Origin of the sequence: Microbacterium sp. AG238 (genome assembly GCF_003610405.1) — a bacterium.
Classification (GTDB): Bacteria; Actinomycetota; Actinomycetes; order Actinomycetales; family Microbacteriaceae; genus Microbacterium.
This window is the reverse complement of the sequence record NZ_RAQC01000001.1, coordinates 1,800,228-1,818,183: the sequence shown is the minus strand read 5'-3', so window position 1 is coordinate 1,818,183 and position 17,956 is coordinate 1,800,228. Positions and strand designations below refer to the sequence as shown.

Below are 17,956 nucleotides of genomic sequence, written 5' to 3'. Positions count from 1 at the left end.
TCGACTCGCCGAGAAACGTGGATGCCGGCGCTCCCGCATCCGCGATATGTGGCGAGTCGACGGGGTGCGGTCCGCATCACGCGGCCCAGGGGAAGAGAGCGAACAGGATCGCGGCCGAGACGAGCCAGAAACCCGCGACGAAGATGACGTCGCGACGCCGGAACGGCACGAGGTGCCGCTCGGTGCGGTCGCGGTGGGCGCCGAAGGCACGCGCGTCCATCGCGAGCGCGACTCGCTCAGCGTGACGGATGGCGCCGGCCAGCAGCGGGACGACGTACCCGCCCCATCGGGCGACCGCGGCGAACGGGCCGCGCCCGCCGTGTGCCCCGCGCACGCGGTGGGCCTGCCGGATGAGCTCGAGCTCGTAGCCGAAGCGCGGCACGAACCGGAACGCCGCGAGTGCCGTGTACCCGACGCGGTAGGGCACACGCAGCTGCTGGACGGTAGCGCGGACGAGATCGGGTCCGGTCGTGGTGAGCCCCGCGATGAACGCCAGTGCGGCGATCGCGCCCAGCCGCAGCCCGGTGGCCATGCCGATCTGCAACGCTCCCGCGTGCAGGCTCCAGCCGCCGAGCTGCAGGAGCACGGGTGTGTCGGCCACGCGCGACGCGTCGACCCACAGCGACATCCCCGCTCCCACCATCAGGATGCCGATGGGCACGGCGACCGCGAGCAGCAGAACGGTGCGAACCGTCCACCGCGCCCCGAGGAGAAGCACCCCGTACGCGAGTGCGAGGAGAGCGAGCGGCGTGACGAGATCGCGCGTGAAGATGAGGGCGACCATCGCGGGGAGGGGCGCCGCGAGCTTCGCCAGCGGATTGAGCCGGAACAGCAGCCGACGCGAGGCCGGTGCTGCAGCGTAGGGGTCGAGCGCGGTGCTCGTCGTCGCGCTCACCGCGCTCCCCCCGGCAGGTCGCGCAGGCGTGCGACGCCCGACAGCTCCGGGAACGCATCGAGCCCGTGCAGGGCGCGGCGAAGCGGCGGCATCCGCAGTGCAGCCGAGCGCAGCAGGTCGTCGTCACCGAGGATGTCGGCGGTCGGTCCGTCGGCGACGATGCGGCCGTCGCCGACGACGACGCAGCGCTCGGCGTACTCGCTCACCAGCTGCATGTCGTGGGTGACGACGAGTATGGTCGTGCCGTCGCGGTTGAGGTCGCGCAGCACGTGCAGCAGCTCGTCGGCGCGGGCTCGGTCCTGGCCGAACGTCGGCTCGTCGAGAGCCAGTACCGGGGCGCCGGCGATCAGGGCCGTGCCGACCGAGAGGCGGCGCTTCTGACCGCCGGAAAGCAGGAACGGATGCCGGTGGGCGTGCGCTTCGAGGCCGAAGCGGCGCAGCATCCCGTCGACGCGCTCGCGCACCTCGTCGTCGGCGATCCGCTGGCGGCGCAGACCGTGGGCGAGCTCGTCGAAGACCGTATGCGCGACGAACTGATGCTCGGGGTTCTGGAAGACGAAACCGACGCGCTCGGCGACCGTGCGGGGGTCGGCCCGGTTCGGATCGAGGCCGCCGAGGTCGATGCGCCCGCGCGGGCCGCGGACGACTCCCGCGATCGCCTGGATGAGGCTCGTCTTGCCGGCCCCGTTGGCGCCGACGATCGCGACGAACTCGCCGGCTGCGACCTCGAGATCGACGTCGTGGAGCACGGTCGCCCGGCCTCGGCGGAGCGTCAGGTCGCGCACCGAGACCACCGGCGTCGGTGCGAGCGTCGGAGAATCACGCGGAACTCGGACCGAATCGGAGGTCGCCGCCGACGGTGGCGTGATCGTCCGATTCTCGTCACCGGATGCCGCTGCCTCGAGCCCCGCGCGCAGCTCTTCCGGCGTCAGGGGGAGAGGCTCGAGCACATAGCCCGCCTCGCGCAGGCGCAGGGCCGCGAGGGTCGACACCGGCAGCCACACCCCGATCTCGTGCAGCTCGGCAGCCCGTTCGCGCAGCACCGCGTCGATCGGACCGTCGGCGATCGTGCGACCGTCGTGGTCGAGGACGACGACGCGGTCGGTGAACCCGATGGCGGCGTCGAGGTTGTGCTCGACGAGCAGGATCGCCCGGTCGCCCGCGGCGGCGATCTCACCGAGTGCAGCGTAAACGTCTTCGATTCCCTCGGGGTCGAGGTTCGCGGTGGGTTCGTCGAGCACGAGAAGCGGCGAGTCCATGGCGAGCGCGCACGCGATCGCGAGGCGCTGGCGGCCGCCGCCGGAGAGCTGGTCGGGGTTCTCGTGGCGTCGCTCCCAGAGCCCCATGCGGCGCAGCGCGCGCTCGCTGCGGGCGAGTACCTCGTCGACGGGCAGCCTCAGGTTCTCGGGGCCGAAGGCGACCTCGTCGAGCAGGGTGCCGGTGACCAGCTGCGCATCGGGATCTTGGAAGACCATGCCGACGCGTGTGCTGAGCCGGGGAAGCGGTGTGGTCGCGGCGTCCTCGCCCGACACGAGTACGGTGCCCTCGGTCGTCGCCGGGATCGACTGCGGGATCAGCCCGTTCAGCGTCAGGGCGACCGTGGACTTACCCGAGCCGCTCGGGCCGAGGAGCAGCACGACCTCGCCGGGCTCGATGGAGAAAGACGCGCCTCGGGTCGCCGCGGCATCCGATCCTTCGTAGGTCACGGTGAGATCGCGCACGGCGAGCAGCGGCGCGGATGCGGTCGCGGCGACCGGCGTCCCCGCCGTGGCGGCACCGGATGCGGCGGATGTCACGGGCGTCCTCGGATCGGATCGGATGCGCTTAGCTTAGCCGACCCTAACTTCGCCTCGAAAGGCGCGCGGGGTGCTCAGCGACGGGCGACGCCGGCGCGACGCAGGCCGACGCCGATCCACAGCCCGATGGCCGTCCAGGCGACGGGGCCGAGCACGGCGAGGGCGAGGTAGGCGACCTGGGCCCACAGCGGGAGGGCGCTGAGGTGCGCGGCGAAGAACACGGCGAGGGCCACGACGACGCCGATGACCAGGCCCGAGACGAAGAACCGCCAGGGCGCCCACGAGCGGTAGCGGACGAGAGCGGCGACGCCCTCCTGCAGGCCGCCGAACAGCAGGGCGGTTCCCAGGAACTGGAACGTGTAGGGCGGCGCGACGGCAGCGGATGCGAGCGCCGCGATCAGGTGCGTGATGAGCGCGACCCAGGGCAGGCGCAGCGTCTCCTGCGCCACGATCCCGGGCAGTACGTGGATGCCGAGGAGGAAGCCGTAGACGATCGGCAGGCCCGTGATGACGGGAACCGCGAGCCATCCCTCGATGCCGCCGAGCAGGCCGGTGGCGACCCCGATGGCAGCGCAGACGAGCAGGACGCGCGTCGAAAGGCGGGATGCCGTGGCCACCTGCCCAGCCTATGGGACGGGTGGCGCGGGGCTCCCCTCCCGGCCGTGAGAAATGGCTCGGTCACCTCAACGCTCCCGTGACCTGAATGAAAGCCGAGGGTTCCTTGTGTCGGAACTGTGAGCTAGGTTGACTTCACCGCGCGCCGACGACGCCGCGCGGACTGCTCATCCATCCCCCCACTGGAGCGCACATGGTTCGCACCACCCTGCGAACAGTCGCGGCTGTATCCCTGGCTGCACTGTTCACGAGCTCTGCCGCAACGGCATCCTTTGCTGCAACGGGAGAGGGGGTGAACATCCCGGTTCCGATCGAGAGCGAGAGCGGGCGCTACATCGTCCTGCTCGATGAGGCTCCCGTCGCGACCTACGAGGGCGGCGAGGCCGGTCTCGCGCCGACCAAGCCCGACGAGGGCGAGCGTCTCGACGTCCAGTCGCGCGCCGTGACCGACTACTCCGGCTTCCTCGAACAGCGTCAAGAAGAGGTCGCGAGCGAGGTCGGCGCGACCCCCGACGCGACCTACCAGACCACTCTCAACGGGTTCGCGGCTCAGCTGACCGCCGATCAGGCGGGCAAGCTCGCGGCCAAGAAGGGCGTGCTCGGCGTCTTCCCCGACGAGATCCGTCACGTCGACGCCGTTCCCTCGACCGAGTTCCTCGGCCTCGAGGGCGCCGGCGGCGTCTGGGAGAAGGTCGGCGGCATCGATGCTGCCGGTGAAGGCGTCGTCGTGGGCGTCGTCGACACCGGCATCGCGCCGGAGAACCCGGCATTCGCCGGCGACGCGCTCGGCGGCTCGGCGGGCGCTCAGCCCTACCGCGACGGCGACGAGGTCGTGTTCACGAAGGCCGACGGCGGCGAGTTCCGCAGCACGGTCGTCGATCAGGATGCCGGGACGAAGGATGCCTGGGACCCGTCGCTCCTGAACACCAAGCTCATCGCGGCGCACTACTTCAGCGAGGGTGCCGCCGCCAACGGGTTCTCGTTCGCCGACGACCACCTCTCGCCGCGTGACGGCGACGGACACGGCTCGCACACGGCGAGCACCGCCGCGGGCAATAACGGTGTCGACGCGACGGTCGAGGGGGTCGACTTCGGCTCGATCTCGGGAGTCGCGCCGGCCGCGAAGGTCGCGTCGTACAAGGCCTGCTACGTCGGGCCCGACCCGCTCGTCACGACGGATGACATCTGTGCGCTCAGCGACCTGCTGGCCGCGATCGACCAGGCCGTCGCCGACGGCGTGGACGTCATCAACTATTCGATCGGCGGCGGCTCGGCCACGACCGTGCTCGCACCGGAGGACATCTCGTTCTTCAATGCGGCGGCGGCGGGTGTCTTCGTCGCAACCAGCGCCGGCAACTCCGGCCCCGACCCGGTCACGGCCGATCACGCCTCGCCCTGGTACGCCACGGTCGCGGCATCCACCATCCCGACCTGGGAGGGCACCGTCCGACTCGGTGAGGAGGGCGACGCCTCGGCCGCCCAGTTCGCGGGTGCGTCCGTCTCGGTCGGCTTCGGCGACACGATCTCGGGTCCCTCGGTCTTCGCCGGCGACGCCGGTCTGGCCGGTGCCGCGACCCCCGAGCTCTGCCTGCTCGGCTCGCTCGATCCGGCCAAGGTCACCGGCAAGATCGTCGTCTGCGACCGAGGGTCGAACGCCCGTGTCGAGAAGTCGCAGGCGGTCGAAGAGGCCGGCGGTATCGGGATGATCCTGACCAACGTCACGCCCGCGTCGCTCGACAACGACTTCCACTCGGTTCCCACCGTGCACGTCGCCGACACCGCCCGACCGGCCGTGCTCGAGTACGTGCAGGGCGGCACCGACCGCGTCGTCACCCTGATCGGCGAGAACGTCACCGGCAGTGAGACCCCGGTCCCGCAGGTGGCGGGCTTCTCGAGCCGCGGGCCGATGCTCGCCGACGGCAGCGATGTCATCAAGCCCGACATCACCGCTCCCGGCGTCGCGATCCTCGCGGCCACCGAGAACGGAATCGACGAGGACCCGACGTTCGGCATCCTCTCGGGCACCTCGATGTCGTCGCCGCACGTCGCCGGCCTCGCCGCGCTCTACCTCGGTGAGCACCCTCTCGCGACTCCCGCCGAGGTGAAGTCGGCGATGATGACCACCGCTTACGACACGGTGGACGCCGCCGGAGTTGCGGTCACCGACCCGTTCACGCAGGGGGCCGGACAGACCGACCCGACGAAGTACTTCGAGCCGGGCCTGCTCTACCTGAACGGTCCGGCCGACTGGGCCGCGTACCTGCAGGGGCTGGGACTGCGCGACTTCGGCGTCGACCCGATCGATCCGAGCGACCTGAACCTGCCTTCCATCGGCGTCGGCGCGCTCGGCGCGCCGCAGACGGTGACCCGCACGATCACGGCCACCGAAGCCGGGACGTACCAGGCGCAGGCATCCGTCCCCGGCGTCGACGTGCAGGTGTCGCCGTCGTCGGTGACGCTCGCGGCGGGCGAGTCGGCCACGGTCGAGATCACGCTGTCGCGCGTCGACGCACCGATGGGCGAGTGGGCCACCGGCTTCCTCACCTGGACGGGCGGAGCGAACGATGTGCGCTCGCCGATCGCCGTTTTCCCGGTGCCGGTCGACGCTCCGGCGTCGGTCTCGGGAACGGGCGTCACGGGCTCGGTCGACGTCACCGTCGCGCCCTCGCTGACGGGTGAGATCGACCTCGGTCTGTCGGGTCTCGTTCCGCAGGAGTTGCGCGTGAACCCGGACTTCCCCGAGGTGCCCGGTCACTCCGGTGACCAGGACTCGTTCTACGACGAGGGCGAGGCCGGCTTCAACACGTACGAGATCGTCGACGTTCCGGAGGGCACCGAGTTCGCGCGCTTCGCTGTCGAGACCGAGGCGACCGAGACGACCGACCTCGACATGACGGTGTACCGCGTCGTGAGTCCCGACGACCTGCGCTACTACGAGCAGTGGTCGTCGGCGACGGCGTCGGCCAACGAGGCGGTCTCGCTCACGGCTCCCACCGCGGGCACCTACCTGGTCAAGGTCAACCGGTACTCGTTCAGCGAGCCGTTCACCTACGACCTCACCACCGCGGTCGTCGCGGCGGGGGTGTCGGGCGGCGAGTTCACCGCGACACCTGACCCGCTGCCGACGGTGCAGGGAGAGAGCGCGACCTACACCCTGTCGTGGGCCGGGCTCGAGCCCGAGACGTCGTACGTGGGCGTGGTGCGCTACGGCGACTCGTCGATCCGGACGATCGTCGACGTCGAGTCAGGCCAGGGAGCCCCGGTCGCGGTCGTCGCGCCCGAGGTCACCGGCTCGGCGAAGGTCGGGGCGACGCTGACGGCCACAGCCGGCGAGTGGGACCCCGCCGAGGTGAGCGTCGCCTATCAGTGGCTTCGCGGCGGTGAGCCCATCGAGGGCGCCACCTCGGCGTCGTACAAGGTGACGCGCGCCGATGTCGGCACGGCTCTGTCGGTGCGGGTGACCGCGACGGCGGAGGGCAACCCGCAGGTCGGAACCGCGGTGTCGAACGAGGTGTTCGTGAAGTTCGCCTCGGCGACGACGGTGTCGCTCAACCGGTACGTCGGGACGGCTTCGCAGCCGTACGTCGTTTCGGTGAAGGTCACCCCGACCGGGGGCGCCCCGGCGACGGGCACCGTCGACATCTGGGTGAACTCGACCCGCTACAGCGCGGATGTCGTCGACGGAACGGCGCGTGTCGAGCTGCCTCGGCAGTCGCGCGGGCTGAAGGTCGTCGTCGCCACCTACAACGGCAGCGACACGGTCGAGGGATCGCTGGGGCTCAGCGGCTTCCTCGTGCTGTGGTGATGACCGGCTGACGCGCTGCGGCGCGGATGAGCGGGGCGCTCGGACGACGGTCCGGGCGCCCCGTCGCGTACGGCTGGAGTGGGCCCCGACATCGTTCGCGAGGATGCCGCGGAAGCGTCCTCCGGCTGACGCGGCCGATCCCCCGGGCTGTTTGGCTGGCGTCATGCATCACTCACCTCGTTCCTCGATTCTCCTTCCCGCGACTCTGCTCGCCCTCGGCGGACTGCTCAGCGCCTGCAGCGTCGCCCCCTCGGCACCGACGTCCCCTCAGGCGGACGCGATCGCGTGGCAATCGTGCGACGGTCTGGTCTCGCAGGTCGCCGCGCTCTATGACGTCATGGAGACTCCCTCGCCGCTCGACGGGTGGGGCGATCGGATGCAGTGCGCGAACGTCTCGGTTCCCCTCGACTACGACGATCCCGACGGGCGGCAGATCACCATCGCCGTCAGTCGAATGGTGCCGGAGGGGCGAAGCGCCGGCACGATCCTGACCAACCCCGGTGGGCCGGGCCTCGAGGGGAGAACGACGCCCGCCCTGCTCGCAGCCTCCGGCATGGGGGATCTGGCAACGGATCACACGCTCATCGGCGTCGACATCCGTGGCACGGGCGGCTCGACGAGCATCAATTGCGATGAGTCCCTCGACGTCCCGCTGCCGGAGGGACCCGTCGACGAGCGGGTGGCGCTGGAGTACTCGGCCGCGGTCAGCGCCGCGAACGAGGCATGCGTGGCTCGAGACCCCGCGTACTTCGCTCAGCTGACCACGGCCAACGCGGCTCGCGACATGGACCGCGTGCGTGCGGCGATCGGCGCTGACCAGGTCGACTACGTCGGCGTGTCGTGGGGAACGGAGCTCGGCGCCGCCTATCTCGCCCAGTACCCCGGCCGGGTGCGTCACATGCTGCTGGACAGCATGGTCGACCTCCGGCACGACGCAGCGATGAGCCTGGACGATCTGGTCGCAGCCGACGTCGCGTACGGCAGCGATGACGAAGCCGGTGTCGCCGACGACGTCGTGGTAGACGGCCTGTCATCGCCCGACAGCTACGTGCCCTCCAATCTCACGACGCGAACGGCCTTGACCTGCAACGCGTACACCGGCGCGACCGACCCCGAGGCCGTCTGGTCTGCTCACCTCGCCCGAAGCGAAGCGATCGGCAGCGATCCGCAGGTTCGCACGCAGCACCCGTTGAGCGGAGGCCTCGCGGGCACGTCCGCCTGCGCGGGATGGCCGATCGAGGCGCATCCGCTTGTCCTGACCTCCGGTGACGCGGGAGACAAGCTGCAGATCGTGGCTCACGCCTCCGAGACGGTGACCCCCGCGCCGTGGGGCACGCTCGCGCATGCGCTCCTCGGTGGGAACCTGACCATCCTCGACGACGCGGTCCACGGCTCGCTCGCCAACGGCGACAACGCCGCCGAGGCGGTGGAGTACCTCCGCAACGGCACCCCGATGTCGTGAGGTGAGCATTCGAGGGGCGGAGCGCCGGCGAGGCGCCCCGCCCCTCGAACGCGAGAACGGGGCGTGGCGGTCGGTCAGGCGGGGCGGGATGCCGCGAGGGTGCGGCCGGCCGTGACGGCATCCCGTTCGGCGTTCGCGCGCAACTCGGCCGCCGCCTCTGTGAAGGCGTCGAGCGCGGGGTTCACTCCCACGAGGGTGAAGGGACGGTGGACCACCGTGAGGTCGAGGCCCCAGACGTCTGCGAAGACGCGCCGAAGCCATCCGGTCGAGTGGTCCCAGCCCTCCTTCGGGCTGCCGGGCTCGTAGTTGCCACCCAAGACGGTGACGAGGGTCGCGGGCTTGCCGCGCAGCGCCGTGCCCTGCGGGTCGATGCGCGGGTCGGTGTATGCCAGGTCGAACCAGGTCTTCACGTGCTGCGAGACGCCGTAGTTGTACAGCGGCACGGTGAAGAGCAGGGCGTCGGCGCCGATGAGCTCGTCCGCCAGCTGCTCGCGCAGGGCGATCGCCTCGCGTTGTCCGTCGGTCAGCTGCTCGGCGGGTGTGAAGCCGGCGGTCACGGCATCGCGCCAGGCGGTCGCCGGGACCGGATCCGCGGCGATGTCGCGGCGCACGACGTTGCTCGAAGGGTGAGCGGCGAGCCACTCGGCCTCGACGAGGTCACCCAGCTCACGGCTGGCTGAGGTGGCGGGGAGGATGCTGGCATCCAGGCGGAAGAGGGTCATGCGCTTCTCCGATCAGAGGGGCTATGAAAAACAAAGCGACTTCGGGAACGCTAGCACACGTACGATAGGGGGATGGCCGAGCCCCACGATGCGCGACAGTGCGATGCTGCGGTGTCGCACGCGTTCTCGGTGCTCGGCAAGCGGTGGAACGGCATGATCGTCGACGTGCTCGGGCAGGGTGAGCTCTCGTTCGTCGGCCTGCGTCGCGCCGTCGCCGGCATCAGCGACGCGGTGCTCTCCGATCGGCTCACCGAGCTCTCGGATGTCGGGCTGGTCGTCCGACGCGTCGAGTCGGGCCCACCTGTCGCGGTCACCTACGCGCTCACGGACGCCGGGTCGCGCCTCGTGCCGATCCTCAGCCAGCTCGGCGAATGGGCCGACGGCAACCTCGCACGCCGCTGAGCGCGCACCGGAGCAGGTCGGAGAATAGAGACCGTGATCGACGGCCTGAACCTCCCGGCATCCCTTTCCGCACGCGCGGCGGATGTCGTCGTCCGGCGTGCGACGCCGGACGATCTCGACCCGATCGTGCGGCTGCTGTCGGACGACCCGATCAGCGCGGGCCGGGGCGACGTCGCGCGCGATGAGGACCGCGGCGCGTACGCCGACGCGCTCGAGCGGATCATCGCGAATCCGGCGAACGAGCTGCTGGTCGCCGCCGATGATGCCGGTCGGGTCGTGGCGACCCTGCAGCTGACCCTCATCCCGGGAATGGCGCGGCGGGGGAGCACCCGCCTGCTTGTCGAGGCCGTCCGCGTCGCGAGTGCCGAACGCTCATCCGGCATCGGCACCGCACTCATGCGGTGGGTGGTGGATGCCGCGGCAGTCGAGCTCGGCGTTTCCCTCGTGCAGCTCACATCGGATGCCGCGCGCGTCGATGCGCACCGGTTCTACCGCAGGCTCGGCTTCGTCGACTCGCACGTCGGGTTCAAGTACGCCGTGCCCTCGGCAACGATCGGCGGCCGATGACGGGTAGTCGTCACGAGCTCTGTCTGGTGAACGGCCAATTCTCCGCGTGCGTGAAGGGGAGAGCGACCACCTGCACGGGGTCCTCGTACAGGATCGTTCCGGGCCGAGCGGTCCGTACCTCGTGCCAGGGAACGTCGTAGCGGTCGAGCAGGTGGAGGTATCCCGCCGTCAGTGCGAGGAGGTCGTGCGCTTCGGTTTTGAACCACGACCGCCCGCCGGGAGGCGCATCCGGACCATAGGCCTCGTTCGGAGCATCGTAGAGGCTGTTGGCGCGATCGTTCGCCGCCCGCCACCAGGCTTCGTCCTCGGGGAGAAGCACCTCGTCGCGCGCCAGCCCGTTTGCGAGGGCGAAGACGCCGGGGAAGCGCCCGTTCCGGTTGGGAATTGCGCTCTGGAATCGGACGAATCGCTGCACACGGCGACGATACCGACGTTCGGCGTCAGGCCGGCGTGCGCAGGGTCAGCCACACGTCGACGTCGTCCTCGCTGTCGAGGGCGAAGCCGTGCCGCTCGTACAAGCGCCGCGCGGCGCTGCCCTGCAGGACGTTGAGGCGCGTCGGTCCGTCGTGCGGCTCGGCGATCACCGACCGCAGAACGATGCTGCCGATGCCTCGCCCTTGCTGGGACGCGGGCACGTAGAAGTGCTCGATCCAGCGGGTGGTGTCGTCTGGGCGGGTCGTGATGCAACCGGCATCCGTCCCCTCGACGACGATGATGCGGGTCCACTCGGGGCGGAAGCCCGCGCGCATGCGCTCGCGCACCCGGTGCTCGTCGAAGCGGCCGAGGCGCTCGAGGTCGGCACGCAGCACGTCGGCGCGCAGCTCGACGAGCCACTCGATGTCGGCCGGGACAGCGGGGCGGAGGGTGACGTCCATCGCGTCGAGTCTATGGACCGACCGGATCAGGGTTACTCGGCCTCTGTGGCGGGAGTCCAGGCGTAGTAGGTGCCGTCGTTCTCCGCCACTGCCCACTCGCCGCAGACGGCGACGCGGTCGATCGCGTAGACATCGGGGCCCGACGTGATCTCCATGGTGGGGGCCGAGAGGCGCTCGACCTCGGCGCAGTCCGCCGCGAGGCCCGTGTCGCTCGAGAACACGATCGATTCGGCTTCGGCGCGGGCCGAGACGACGCGCGTGAGCTCGCGTGCATCGGCGGGCAGCCACGCGGGAGCCTCGCCGCGCGCCTGCGCCAGCTCCTTCGCGGTTTCATAGGTGCTCTCGACGCTCCCGTAGGCGACGGTTTCGATGGCAGCGCAGCCCGACAGCGTCAGCAGGATGGCGGCCATGCCGAGGGCGGCGGCGCCGGGCGGGAGGTCGCGGGGAAGGCGGGTCTTCGTCATGTCATCGACGCTACGAACCACCGCCGCATCCGTCGTCGCCCCGACGGATGAGCGACATCAGCCTCGCGGATGACGTCTACTTCCACTCGCCTTCCCAGGTGTAGAGGTCGTCGGTGACGGCATACTCGCGAAGCTCGGCGATTCTGCCGTCGCGCTGGGTCGCGATCGTCGCCCCCAGAAATGAGTGGTCCGCGCCGTCCTGGTGGTATTCGAACCGCCACTCGGCCACGAGCTGGTCTCCGTTCTGGAACTCGTTCGAGATCGTCCAGTCGAGAACGCGCGAGCCTTGTTCGTTCCACTTCTCGCACCACTCCCGCACGCGTTCTCGGCCGTAGTACACCGGCCCGAAGCTCTCGGTGATCACGACATCCTCCGTGACGGTCTCGACGATCCGCTCCGTGTCGTTCGTCTTCCAGGCTGCGATGTAGTCGGTGAGAGCGCTCATCCGAACATTCAACAACCGGGGTTCACGCCGGCGCATCCGACGGTGTTTGCGCCGACAGCGAAGGCGACTCGTCCGCGCGAGGCGATGGCTGTTGACTGGCGGGCATGAGACGGATCCTCGTGCTGGGCGGAACCGGATGGCTGGGTCGCGAGATCGCGCGACGGGCGCGCGACAGCGGAGCGGAGGTGGTGTGCCTGGCGCGTGGCGAGTCGGGGTCAGCGCCGGACGGTGCGCGACTCGTGCGCGCGGACCGATCGCGCGCCGGGGCTTACGACGGTCTCGGGGGTGAGTGGGATGAGGTGGTCGAACTCGCCTCTGAGCCGCAGCTCGTCGAGTCGGCTCTCGACGCGCTCGCGGCCCACGCGGCGCACTGGACTCTCGTCTCGACCGTGTCGGTCTATGCGGACAACAGCACGCCCGGCGCCGACGAGACGGCGCAGCTGGTCGAACCGCAGAACCTCGCCGAGTATCCCGACGCGAAGGTGGTCGCCGAGCGCGCCTCCGCGGCCAAGCTTGGAGACCGCCTGCTCATCGCCCGGCCCGGCCTGATCGCGGGTGCGGGTGATCCGAGCGACCGCCTTGGCTACTGGCCGGCTCGGCTGCACCGCGGCGGCAGCGTGCTGGCTCCGACGATGAGTCAGCGATTCGTGCAATTCATCGATGTCGAAGACCTCGCCGACTGGATCGTCCGCGCGGGAGAGGCTGGCCTCACCGGAGAATTCAACGCCGTCGGTGAGGCTCACACCATGGATGACTTCTTTCGTGCCGCGCGGTCGGTCGCCGGGTTCGACGGTGAACTCATCGCGGTCGACGACGACGAGCTCCTCGATCTCGACGTGCACTACTGGGCCGGCCCCCGGTCTCTTCCGTTGTGGCTGCCGCTCGAGGCCGCGGGCTTCGCTCAGCGAGACGGAAGCGCCTTCGCCGCGGCGGGAGGCCGATCGCGACCCCTCGCAGACACCCTGACCCGCGTGCTGACGGACGAGATCTCACGGGGAATCGACCGTCCTCGGCGCTCCGGACTGACGTCGCGCGAGGAGCAGGTCGTCCTGGCTGCCGTTCGTCGGTTGTCCGAGGAGTGAGCCCGGGGTGAAGTATCGAGGTGGGTAGCCTGCGCTGAGAGGCAGATTCATGTCAGTGCCTCGACGGCGAGCGGCCGGCCGGTGAGGCGGCCAGTGAGGACGATCATGACGAGTGCCTGGGTAGACCGATGGGTCACGGGGTGGTGCATTTCGCGGCAGATGCAACGATGCCGCGACGGCGACAGCTGGTTCGTCGAGGTCGGGGCAGACGACCGTTCCCAGGAACGCATCGTGTCGACGGCGTCGCTGACAGAAGTCGACCGCCTGGTCGCAGCGACGAGCGCACCCGATGTGTGGCTGACTCTCGTCGGTGAACTCGACGCGTCGATGCGTGACGCTGTCGCTGTTCTCGATCCCGCGAACACGAGCGAGTGCATGATGAGCGCGTATATCCAACCGGGCATCGTGCCGACCGAGGTCGCGATCGAGCAGGACGGTGCGGTTGCGTACGCCCGAATTCACGTGGACGGGGAGCTCGCAGCCCGCGGGCAGGTCGCTGTGGATGCCGGCGACGCCGTGTTCGATCGCATCAGGACGACCTCGGCATTCCAACGCCGAGGTCTCGGGAGACTGGTCATGACCGGCCTCACAGCCTGGGCTGCCGAGCGTCAAGCAACGACGGGAATCCTCGTGGCGAGCGCCAGTGGACGCAAGCTCTACGAGAGCCTCGGATGGTCTCAGGTCGCTCCCATCGCGATGTTCCGCGGGCGGGGTGACGAGCGAGGCTGATTCCCTGGGGCCCGTGTCGCCGTGATCAGCGCTTCGCCGGACACACCCTGGCCGTCAGCGCGAAACCTCACTCGCGTTCGCGGTCGGATATCTCGCCTCTACGCATGAGGTCGCGATCCAACCATCTGGACCCCAGATAGGCGAAGAAGGCGATGACGAGTAGGCCGACGAGCGTGGTCGACCACCACGGCACGAATGGCTCGATGACCGTGGCCACGAGGAAATATGCGGCCAGGATGCCGATCACTGTGAGCGCGCGCGGGACGGTACCGAACAGTGCGCGCCACGCTTGGATGCTGAGCGTTCTTCTCACGAGGTCCACTGACAACAGCCGTCATTGACGTCCATCGCACGAGCCACGCAGGGCTCGAAAGCACGCGACGTGTGGGTCAGAGCCGTCGCCGCCGCGGGGTGAGCCGCACGTGCGGCAGCGGTGGGGCCGGGATGCGCTCGTCGCCGTGGCCGACAACGTGTCCGAACCGATCGGATGCCGCCTCCCACTCCTCGCGGGCGACCTCGATCTCGTCGTGGCTGCGTCCGACGAAGTTCCACCACATGACGATCTCGTCGCCGAACGGCTCACCTCCCAGGAGGAACACCGTCGCCTCCTCGTCGCCGGCGGTCAGGCGGATGCCGTCACGGCCGTCACCGAGGTACAGCAGGGCGCCGGGCGCGACAGCATCCGGTGCCGCGGCATCCTCGCCGTCGACCCGAACCGAGCCGAACACCGGTACGACGGCGTACTCCCACGCGGCCTCGAGCGGCAGGTCGACGACCGTCCCGGCGGGCAGTCGCAGCTCCGCGCCGACGATGGGCGTGTGCATCGTCGCGGGTGAGGCGGCCCCGGCGAGCTCGCCGACGACGACGGTCGCCGCAGCCCCGCCGCCGAGGTCGAGCTCGGGCAGGTCGGCATGCCGTTCGAACTCGGGCGCCCCATGGCGGCGTTCCTCCGGGAGGGCGACCCACAGCTGCAGGGCATCGAGCGGGATGGGCTCGTCGCCGACGGAGTACTCGGAGTGGGCGATCCCGGCGCCGCTGGTCATGATGTTCAGCGCGCCACGCTCGATGACGACATCGCTGCCGAGTGTGTCGCGGTGATGCACCTCGCCGGCGAGCGGCCAGGTGACGGTCTGCAGTCCGATGTGCGGATGCGGTTCGACGCGCATGCGCGTCCGCTGCGGGCCGAAGCGGTCGAGGAAGCACCAGGCGCCGACGAGCGGCAGGTCACGCTGCGGCAGGAAGCGATGAACCGACATCGCACGCACACCGCCGAGCGGTACCTCGCGTGCCTCGAGCAGCGCCCGTCGTGGACCGGGGGAGCCTGTCCCCGGGTCTTCGTCGACGGGCGCCGTCTCGGCGTCGAAGCGGGTCACGCCGACGGTTCCGCCGGGGCAGCGGCGCCGGCGGCATCCTCGTCGCGCCAGTCGACCTGCAGACCGGCGACCTCGTTCTCGCGCAGGAACTTCACGATGAACGGGCATTCGGGAACGACGGTCTCGCCGCGCCGCGCGACATCGGCGAGGGCATCACGTGCCAGCGTCTTGCCGAGGCCGCGTCCGCCGAACTCCTTCTCGACCACGGTGTGGTCGAACACCAGTCGGCCCTCGTCGTCGCGGCGGAACGCGGCGTATCCCGCCGCCGCGCCGCCGACCGTCAGGTCGTATCGGTCGTTCGCATCGTCACGGGTGACGGTGATGGTCTCGTCGGTCATGGGGTCTCCTCATCGGTCCCCTCCACGGTAGAGCCGCACGAGACCATTACGACCAAATTCCGGCAACGGTTCGGAGCGTCCGCCTAAGCTGGGAAAACGCAATGAAGCGCCTTCCCTCAGGAGAACCGATGCCTCGATCCTCGTCCGACATCGTCACCGACCCGAAACTGCCGCCGGTCGCCGTCTCCGACGACCAGCTCCGCGCCGCCGCGCGGTGGACGCCGCTGAAGGTCGTGATCTGGATCGCGATCGCCCTGCTCGGCGGCCTCGCCTGGGTCATGCTCGCCGTCGTCCGCGGCGAGACGGTCAACGCCATCTGGTTCGTCTTCGCCGCCGTCTGCACCTACCTCATCGGCTACCGCTTCTACTCGAAGGTCATCGAGCGCTACCTGCTGCGCCCCGACGACCGGCGCGCGACCCCGGCCGAGGTCAAGCAGGACGGCAAGGACTACGTGCCGACCGACCGCCGCGTGCTCTACGGCCACCACTTCGCCGCCATCGCCGGCGCCGGTCCGCTCGTCGGCCCGGTGCTCGCGGCGCAGATGGGGTTCCTCCCCGGCACGATCTGGATCATCGTCGGCGTCGTCGTCGCGGGCGCCGTGCAGGACTACACCGTGCTCTTCTTCTCGATGCGACGCGGCGGCCGGACGATCGGCCAGATGGCACGCCAGGAGCTCGGCCGCATCGGCGGAACCGCCGCGATCGTGGCATCCCTGCTCATCATGCTGATCATCGTCGCGATCCTCGCTCTCGTCGTCGTGAACGCGCTCGGCGAGAGCCCGTGGGGAGTCTTCTCGGTATCGATGACGATCCCGATCGCCCTCTTCATGGGCGTCTACCTGCGCTACCTGCGGCCCGGCAAGGTCACCGAGGTGTCGATCATCGGATTCGTGCTGCTGATGGGCGCGATCATCGCCGGCGGCTGGGTCGCCGACACCGCGTGGGGCCAAGAGATCTTCCACCTCGACCGCACCGTCATCGCGTGGGGCATCATCATCTACGGCTTCATCGCCGCGGTGCTGCCCGTCTGGCTGCTGCTCGCCCCGCGCGATTACCTGTCGACGTTCATGAAGATCGGCGTCATCGTGATGCTCGCCGGTGCGATCGTGCTCGTCCGCCCCGAGATCTCGGTGCCGGCGGTGACGATCTTCGGCGAGAACGGCCTCGGCCCCGTGTTCGCAGGGCCCCTCTTCCCGTTCCTCTTCGTCACGATCGCCTGCGGTGCGCTGTCGGGATTCCACGCGCTGATCGCTTCGGGGACGACGCCGAAGCTCGTCGAGAAGGAGCGCCAGACGCGCTTCATCGGATACGGCGGCATGCTCATGGAGTCGTTCGTCGCGATCATGGCCCTCGTCGCCGCGATCTCGATCGACCAGGGCATCTACTTCGCTATGAATGCTCCGTCGGCGGCGACCGGCGGCACCGTCGAGGGCGCGGTCGCCTTCGTCAACTCGCTCGGCCTCGCCGGGGTCGAGATCACCCCCGATCTGCTGATCTCGACCGCAGCCGACGTCGGGGAGGAGTCGATCGTCTCGCGCACCGGCGGCGCGCCGACCCTCGCGCTCGGGCTCGCGCACATCATGCAGCAGGCGCTCGGCGGACAGGCGATGATGTCGTTCTGGTACCACTTCGCGATCATGTTCGAGGCCCTGTTCATCCTCACCGCCGTGGATGCCGGAACCCGCGTCGCCCGCTTCATGCTGCAGGACTCCATCGGCGCCTGGATCCCGAAGTTCCGTGACGTGTCGTGGCGTCCGGGCGTGTGGATCACGACGGCGATCATGGTCGCCGGCTGGGGCGCCATCCTCATCCTCGGCGTCACCGACCCGCTCGGCGGCATCAACACCTTCTTCCCGCTGTTCGGCATCGCGAACCAGCTGCTGGCCGCGATCGCGCTCGCCGTCGTGCTGGCGATCGTCGCCAAGCGCGGACGGTCGTACGTGAAGTGGATCTGGATCATCGCGGTGCCGCTGGCCTTCACCGCCGTCGTGACGATCACCGCGTCGGCGTACAAGATCTTCTCGCCGGTGCCCGCCATCGGCTACTGGGCGAACCACTTCCGCTACCGTGACGCCCTCGCGTCGGGCGACGAGAGTCTGGGGCCCGTCGCGACGGTCGAGGCGGTCATCCGCAACACCGGGGTGCAGGGCACGCTGTCGATCATCTTCGTCGTCCTCGCGATCATCGTCATCGTCTCGGCCGTCGTGGTGGCCGTGCGCGCGATCGTGCGGGGCGGGGGCGAGGAGACCGAAGACCCCGCGGCGCCGTCCCGCCGCTTCGCGCCGGCCGGCTTCATCCCCACCGGCCCCGAGCGCGAGCTCGAGAAGGAGTGGGAGCCGCTGCTCGCCGAAGAGCGGGCCGAGACCGCCCGCCGGGGGCATTGACC

Annotated in this window: 18 protein-coding genes; 7 read left to right on the top strand and 11 right to left on the bottom strand. The window is 69.9% G+C overall.

Translation table 11 applies throughout. From position 1 onward, the window contains the following. Nucleotides 1-76: 76 nt before the first annotated feature. The 3 genes from DEU36_RS08475 to DEU36_RS08465 all read right to left on the bottom strand — a co-directional run bounded on the left by DEU36_RS08475 (nucleotide 77) and on the right by DEU36_RS08465 (nucleotide 3,308). Nucleotides 77-895: an energy-coupling factor transporter transmembrane component T gene (locus tag DEU36_RS08475; RefSeq protein ID WP_120263764.1), complete on the bottom strand. Its 819-nt coding sequence runs from the start codon at nucleotides 893-895 to the stop codon at nucleotides 77-79. Continuing rightward, nucleotides 892-2,691, bottom strand: coding sequence for an ABC transporter ATP-binding protein (locus DEU36_RS08470; RefSeq protein WP_120263763.1), 1,800 nt, complete (start codon nucleotides 2,689-2,691; stop codon nucleotides 892-894). The genes DEU36_RS08475 and DEU36_RS08470 overlap by 4 nt, the downstream gene beginning before the upstream one ends. Nucleotides 2,692-2,765: 74 nt before the next feature. Continuing rightward, entirely contained in the window at nucleotides 2,766-3,308 is a 543-nt protein-coding gene (locus DEU36_RS08465; RefSeq protein WP_120263762.1) for an ECF transporter S component, read from the bottom strand. A gap of 191 nt (nucleotides 3,309-3,499) precedes the next feature. Between DEU36_RS08465 and DEU36_RS08460 the strand changes: the two genes are divergently transcribed. Together DEU36_RS08460 and DEU36_RS08455 are read left to right on the top strand one after the other, a co-directional pair. Further along, nucleotides 3,500-7,111, top strand: coding sequence for a S8 family serine peptidase (locus tag DEU36_RS08460; protein WP_120263761.1), 3,612 nt, complete (start codon nucleotides 3,500-3,502; stop codon nucleotides 7,109-7,111). Between the two features lie 163 nt (nucleotides 7,112-7,274). Continuing rightward, on the top strand, nucleotides 7,275-8,573 hold the full coding sequence (locus tag DEU36_RS08455) for an alpha/beta hydrolase (RefSeq protein ID WP_183045323.1): 1,299 nt from the start codon (nucleotides 7,275-7,277) through the stop codon (nucleotides 8,571-8,573). Between the two features lie 74 nt (nucleotides 8,574-8,647). Here DEU36_RS08455 and DEU36_RS08450 read toward each other — a convergent pair whose 3' ends face one another. Next, nucleotides 8,648-9,295 (bottom strand): FMN-dependent NADH-azoreductase, encoded by a 648-nt coding sequence (locus DEU36_RS08450; protein ID WP_120263759.1) that lies wholly within the window; start codon nucleotides 9,293-9,295, stop codon nucleotides 8,648-8,650. A gap of 72 nt (nucleotides 9,296-9,367) precedes the next feature. Between DEU36_RS08450 and DEU36_RS08445 the strand changes: the two genes are divergently transcribed. Together DEU36_RS08445 and DEU36_RS08440 are read left to right on the top strand one after the other, a co-directional pair. Next, on the top strand, nucleotides 9,368-9,697 hold the full coding sequence (locus tag DEU36_RS08445; protein ID WP_120263758.1) for a helix-turn-helix domain-containing protein: 330 nt from the start codon (nucleotides 9,368-9,370) through the stop codon (nucleotides 9,695-9,697). Between the two features lie 33 nt (nucleotides 9,698-9,730). Further along, the gene (locus DEU36_RS08440; protein WP_120263757.1) at nucleotides 9,731-10,264 is read left to right on the top strand and encodes a GNAT family N-acetyltransferase; all 534 of its coding nucleotides are present in this window, start codon (nucleotides 9,731-9,733) and stop codon (nucleotides 10,262-10,264) included. 10 nt (nucleotides 10,265-10,274) lie between these two features. Here DEU36_RS08440 and DEU36_RS08435 read toward each other — a convergent pair whose 3' ends face one another. The 4 genes from DEU36_RS08435 to DEU36_RS08420 all read right to left on the bottom strand — a co-directional run bounded on the left by DEU36_RS08435 (nucleotide 10,275) and on the right by DEU36_RS08420 (nucleotide 12,048). Continuing rightward, nucleotides 10,275-10,679 carry a hypothetical protein gene (locus DEU36_RS08435; protein WP_120263756.1) on the bottom strand — a complete coding sequence of 135 codons (405 nt, stop codon included), beginning with the start codon at nucleotides 10,677-10,679 and terminating at the stop codon, nucleotides 10,275-10,277. A 25-nt stretch (nucleotides 10,680-10,704) separates the two neighbouring features. Beyond that, on the bottom strand, nucleotides 10,705-11,139 hold the full coding sequence (locus tag DEU36_RS08430; RefSeq protein ID WP_120263755.1) for a GNAT family N-acetyltransferase: 435 nt from the start codon (nucleotides 11,137-11,139) through the stop codon (nucleotides 10,705-10,707). Nucleotides 11,140-11,171: 32 nt separating this feature from the next. Beyond that, nucleotides 11,172-11,603 carry a hypothetical protein gene (locus DEU36_RS08425; protein ID WP_120263754.1) on the bottom strand — a complete coding sequence of 144 codons (432 nt, stop codon included), beginning with the start codon at nucleotides 11,601-11,603 and terminating at the stop codon, nucleotides 11,172-11,174. A 76-nt stretch (nucleotides 11,604-11,679) separates the two neighbouring features. Next, nucleotides 11,680-12,048 (bottom strand): nuclear transport factor 2 family protein, encoded by a 369-nt coding sequence (locus DEU36_RS08420; RefSeq protein ID WP_183045322.1) that lies wholly within the window; start codon nucleotides 12,046-12,048, stop codon nucleotides 11,680-11,682. A 104-nt stretch (nucleotides 12,049-12,152) separates the two neighbouring features. Between DEU36_RS08420 and DEU36_RS08415 the strand changes: the two genes are divergently transcribed. Both DEU36_RS08415 and DEU36_RS08410 read left to right on the top strand, forming a co-directional pair. Beyond that, nucleotides 12,153-13,130: an NAD-dependent epimerase/dehydratase family protein gene (locus tag DEU36_RS08415; protein WP_120263752.1), complete on the top strand. Its 978-nt coding sequence runs from the start codon at nucleotides 12,153-12,155 to the stop codon at nucleotides 13,128-13,130. Between the two features lie 105 nt (nucleotides 13,131-13,235). Then, nucleotides 13,236-13,859 carry a GNAT family N-acetyltransferase gene (locus DEU36_RS08410; RefSeq protein WP_120263751.1) on the top strand — a complete coding sequence of 208 codons (624 nt, stop codon included), beginning with the start codon at nucleotides 13,236-13,238 and terminating at the stop codon, nucleotides 13,857-13,859. 67 nt (nucleotides 13,860-13,926) lie between these two features. On the opposite strand, the gene DEU36_RS08405 is transcribed toward DEU36_RS08410, so the two are convergent. The 3 genes from DEU36_RS08405 to DEU36_RS08395 all read right to left on the bottom strand — a co-directional run bounded on the left by DEU36_RS08405 (nucleotide 13,927) and on the right by DEU36_RS08395 (nucleotide 15,570). Then, nucleotides 13,927-14,172 (bottom strand): hypothetical protein, encoded by a 246-nt coding sequence (locus DEU36_RS08405; RefSeq protein WP_147374374.1) that lies wholly within the window; start codon nucleotides 14,170-14,172, stop codon nucleotides 13,927-13,929. Nucleotides 14,173-14,248: 76 nt separating this feature from the next. Then, complete coding sequence (locus tag DEU36_RS08400; RefSeq protein WP_259455280.1) at nucleotides 14,249-15,232, bottom strand: pirin family protein; 984 nt, start codon at nucleotides 15,230-15,232, stop codon at nucleotides 14,249-14,251. Continuing rightward, nucleotides 15,229-15,570 carry a GNAT family N-acetyltransferase gene (locus tag DEU36_RS08395; RefSeq protein WP_120263748.1) on the bottom strand — a complete coding sequence of 114 codons (342 nt, stop codon included), beginning with the start codon at nucleotides 15,568-15,570 and terminating at the stop codon, nucleotides 15,229-15,231. The genes DEU36_RS08400 and DEU36_RS08395 overlap by 4 nt, the downstream gene beginning before the upstream one ends. Nucleotides 15,571-15,698: 128 nt before the next feature. Between DEU36_RS08395 and DEU36_RS08390 the strand changes: the two genes are divergently transcribed. After that, nucleotides 15,699-17,954, top strand: coding sequence for a carbon starvation CstA family protein (locus DEU36_RS08390; RefSeq protein ID WP_120263747.1), 2,256 nt, complete (start codon nucleotides 15,699-15,701; stop codon nucleotides 17,952-17,954). Nucleotides 17,955-17,956: the final 2 nt, after the last annotated feature.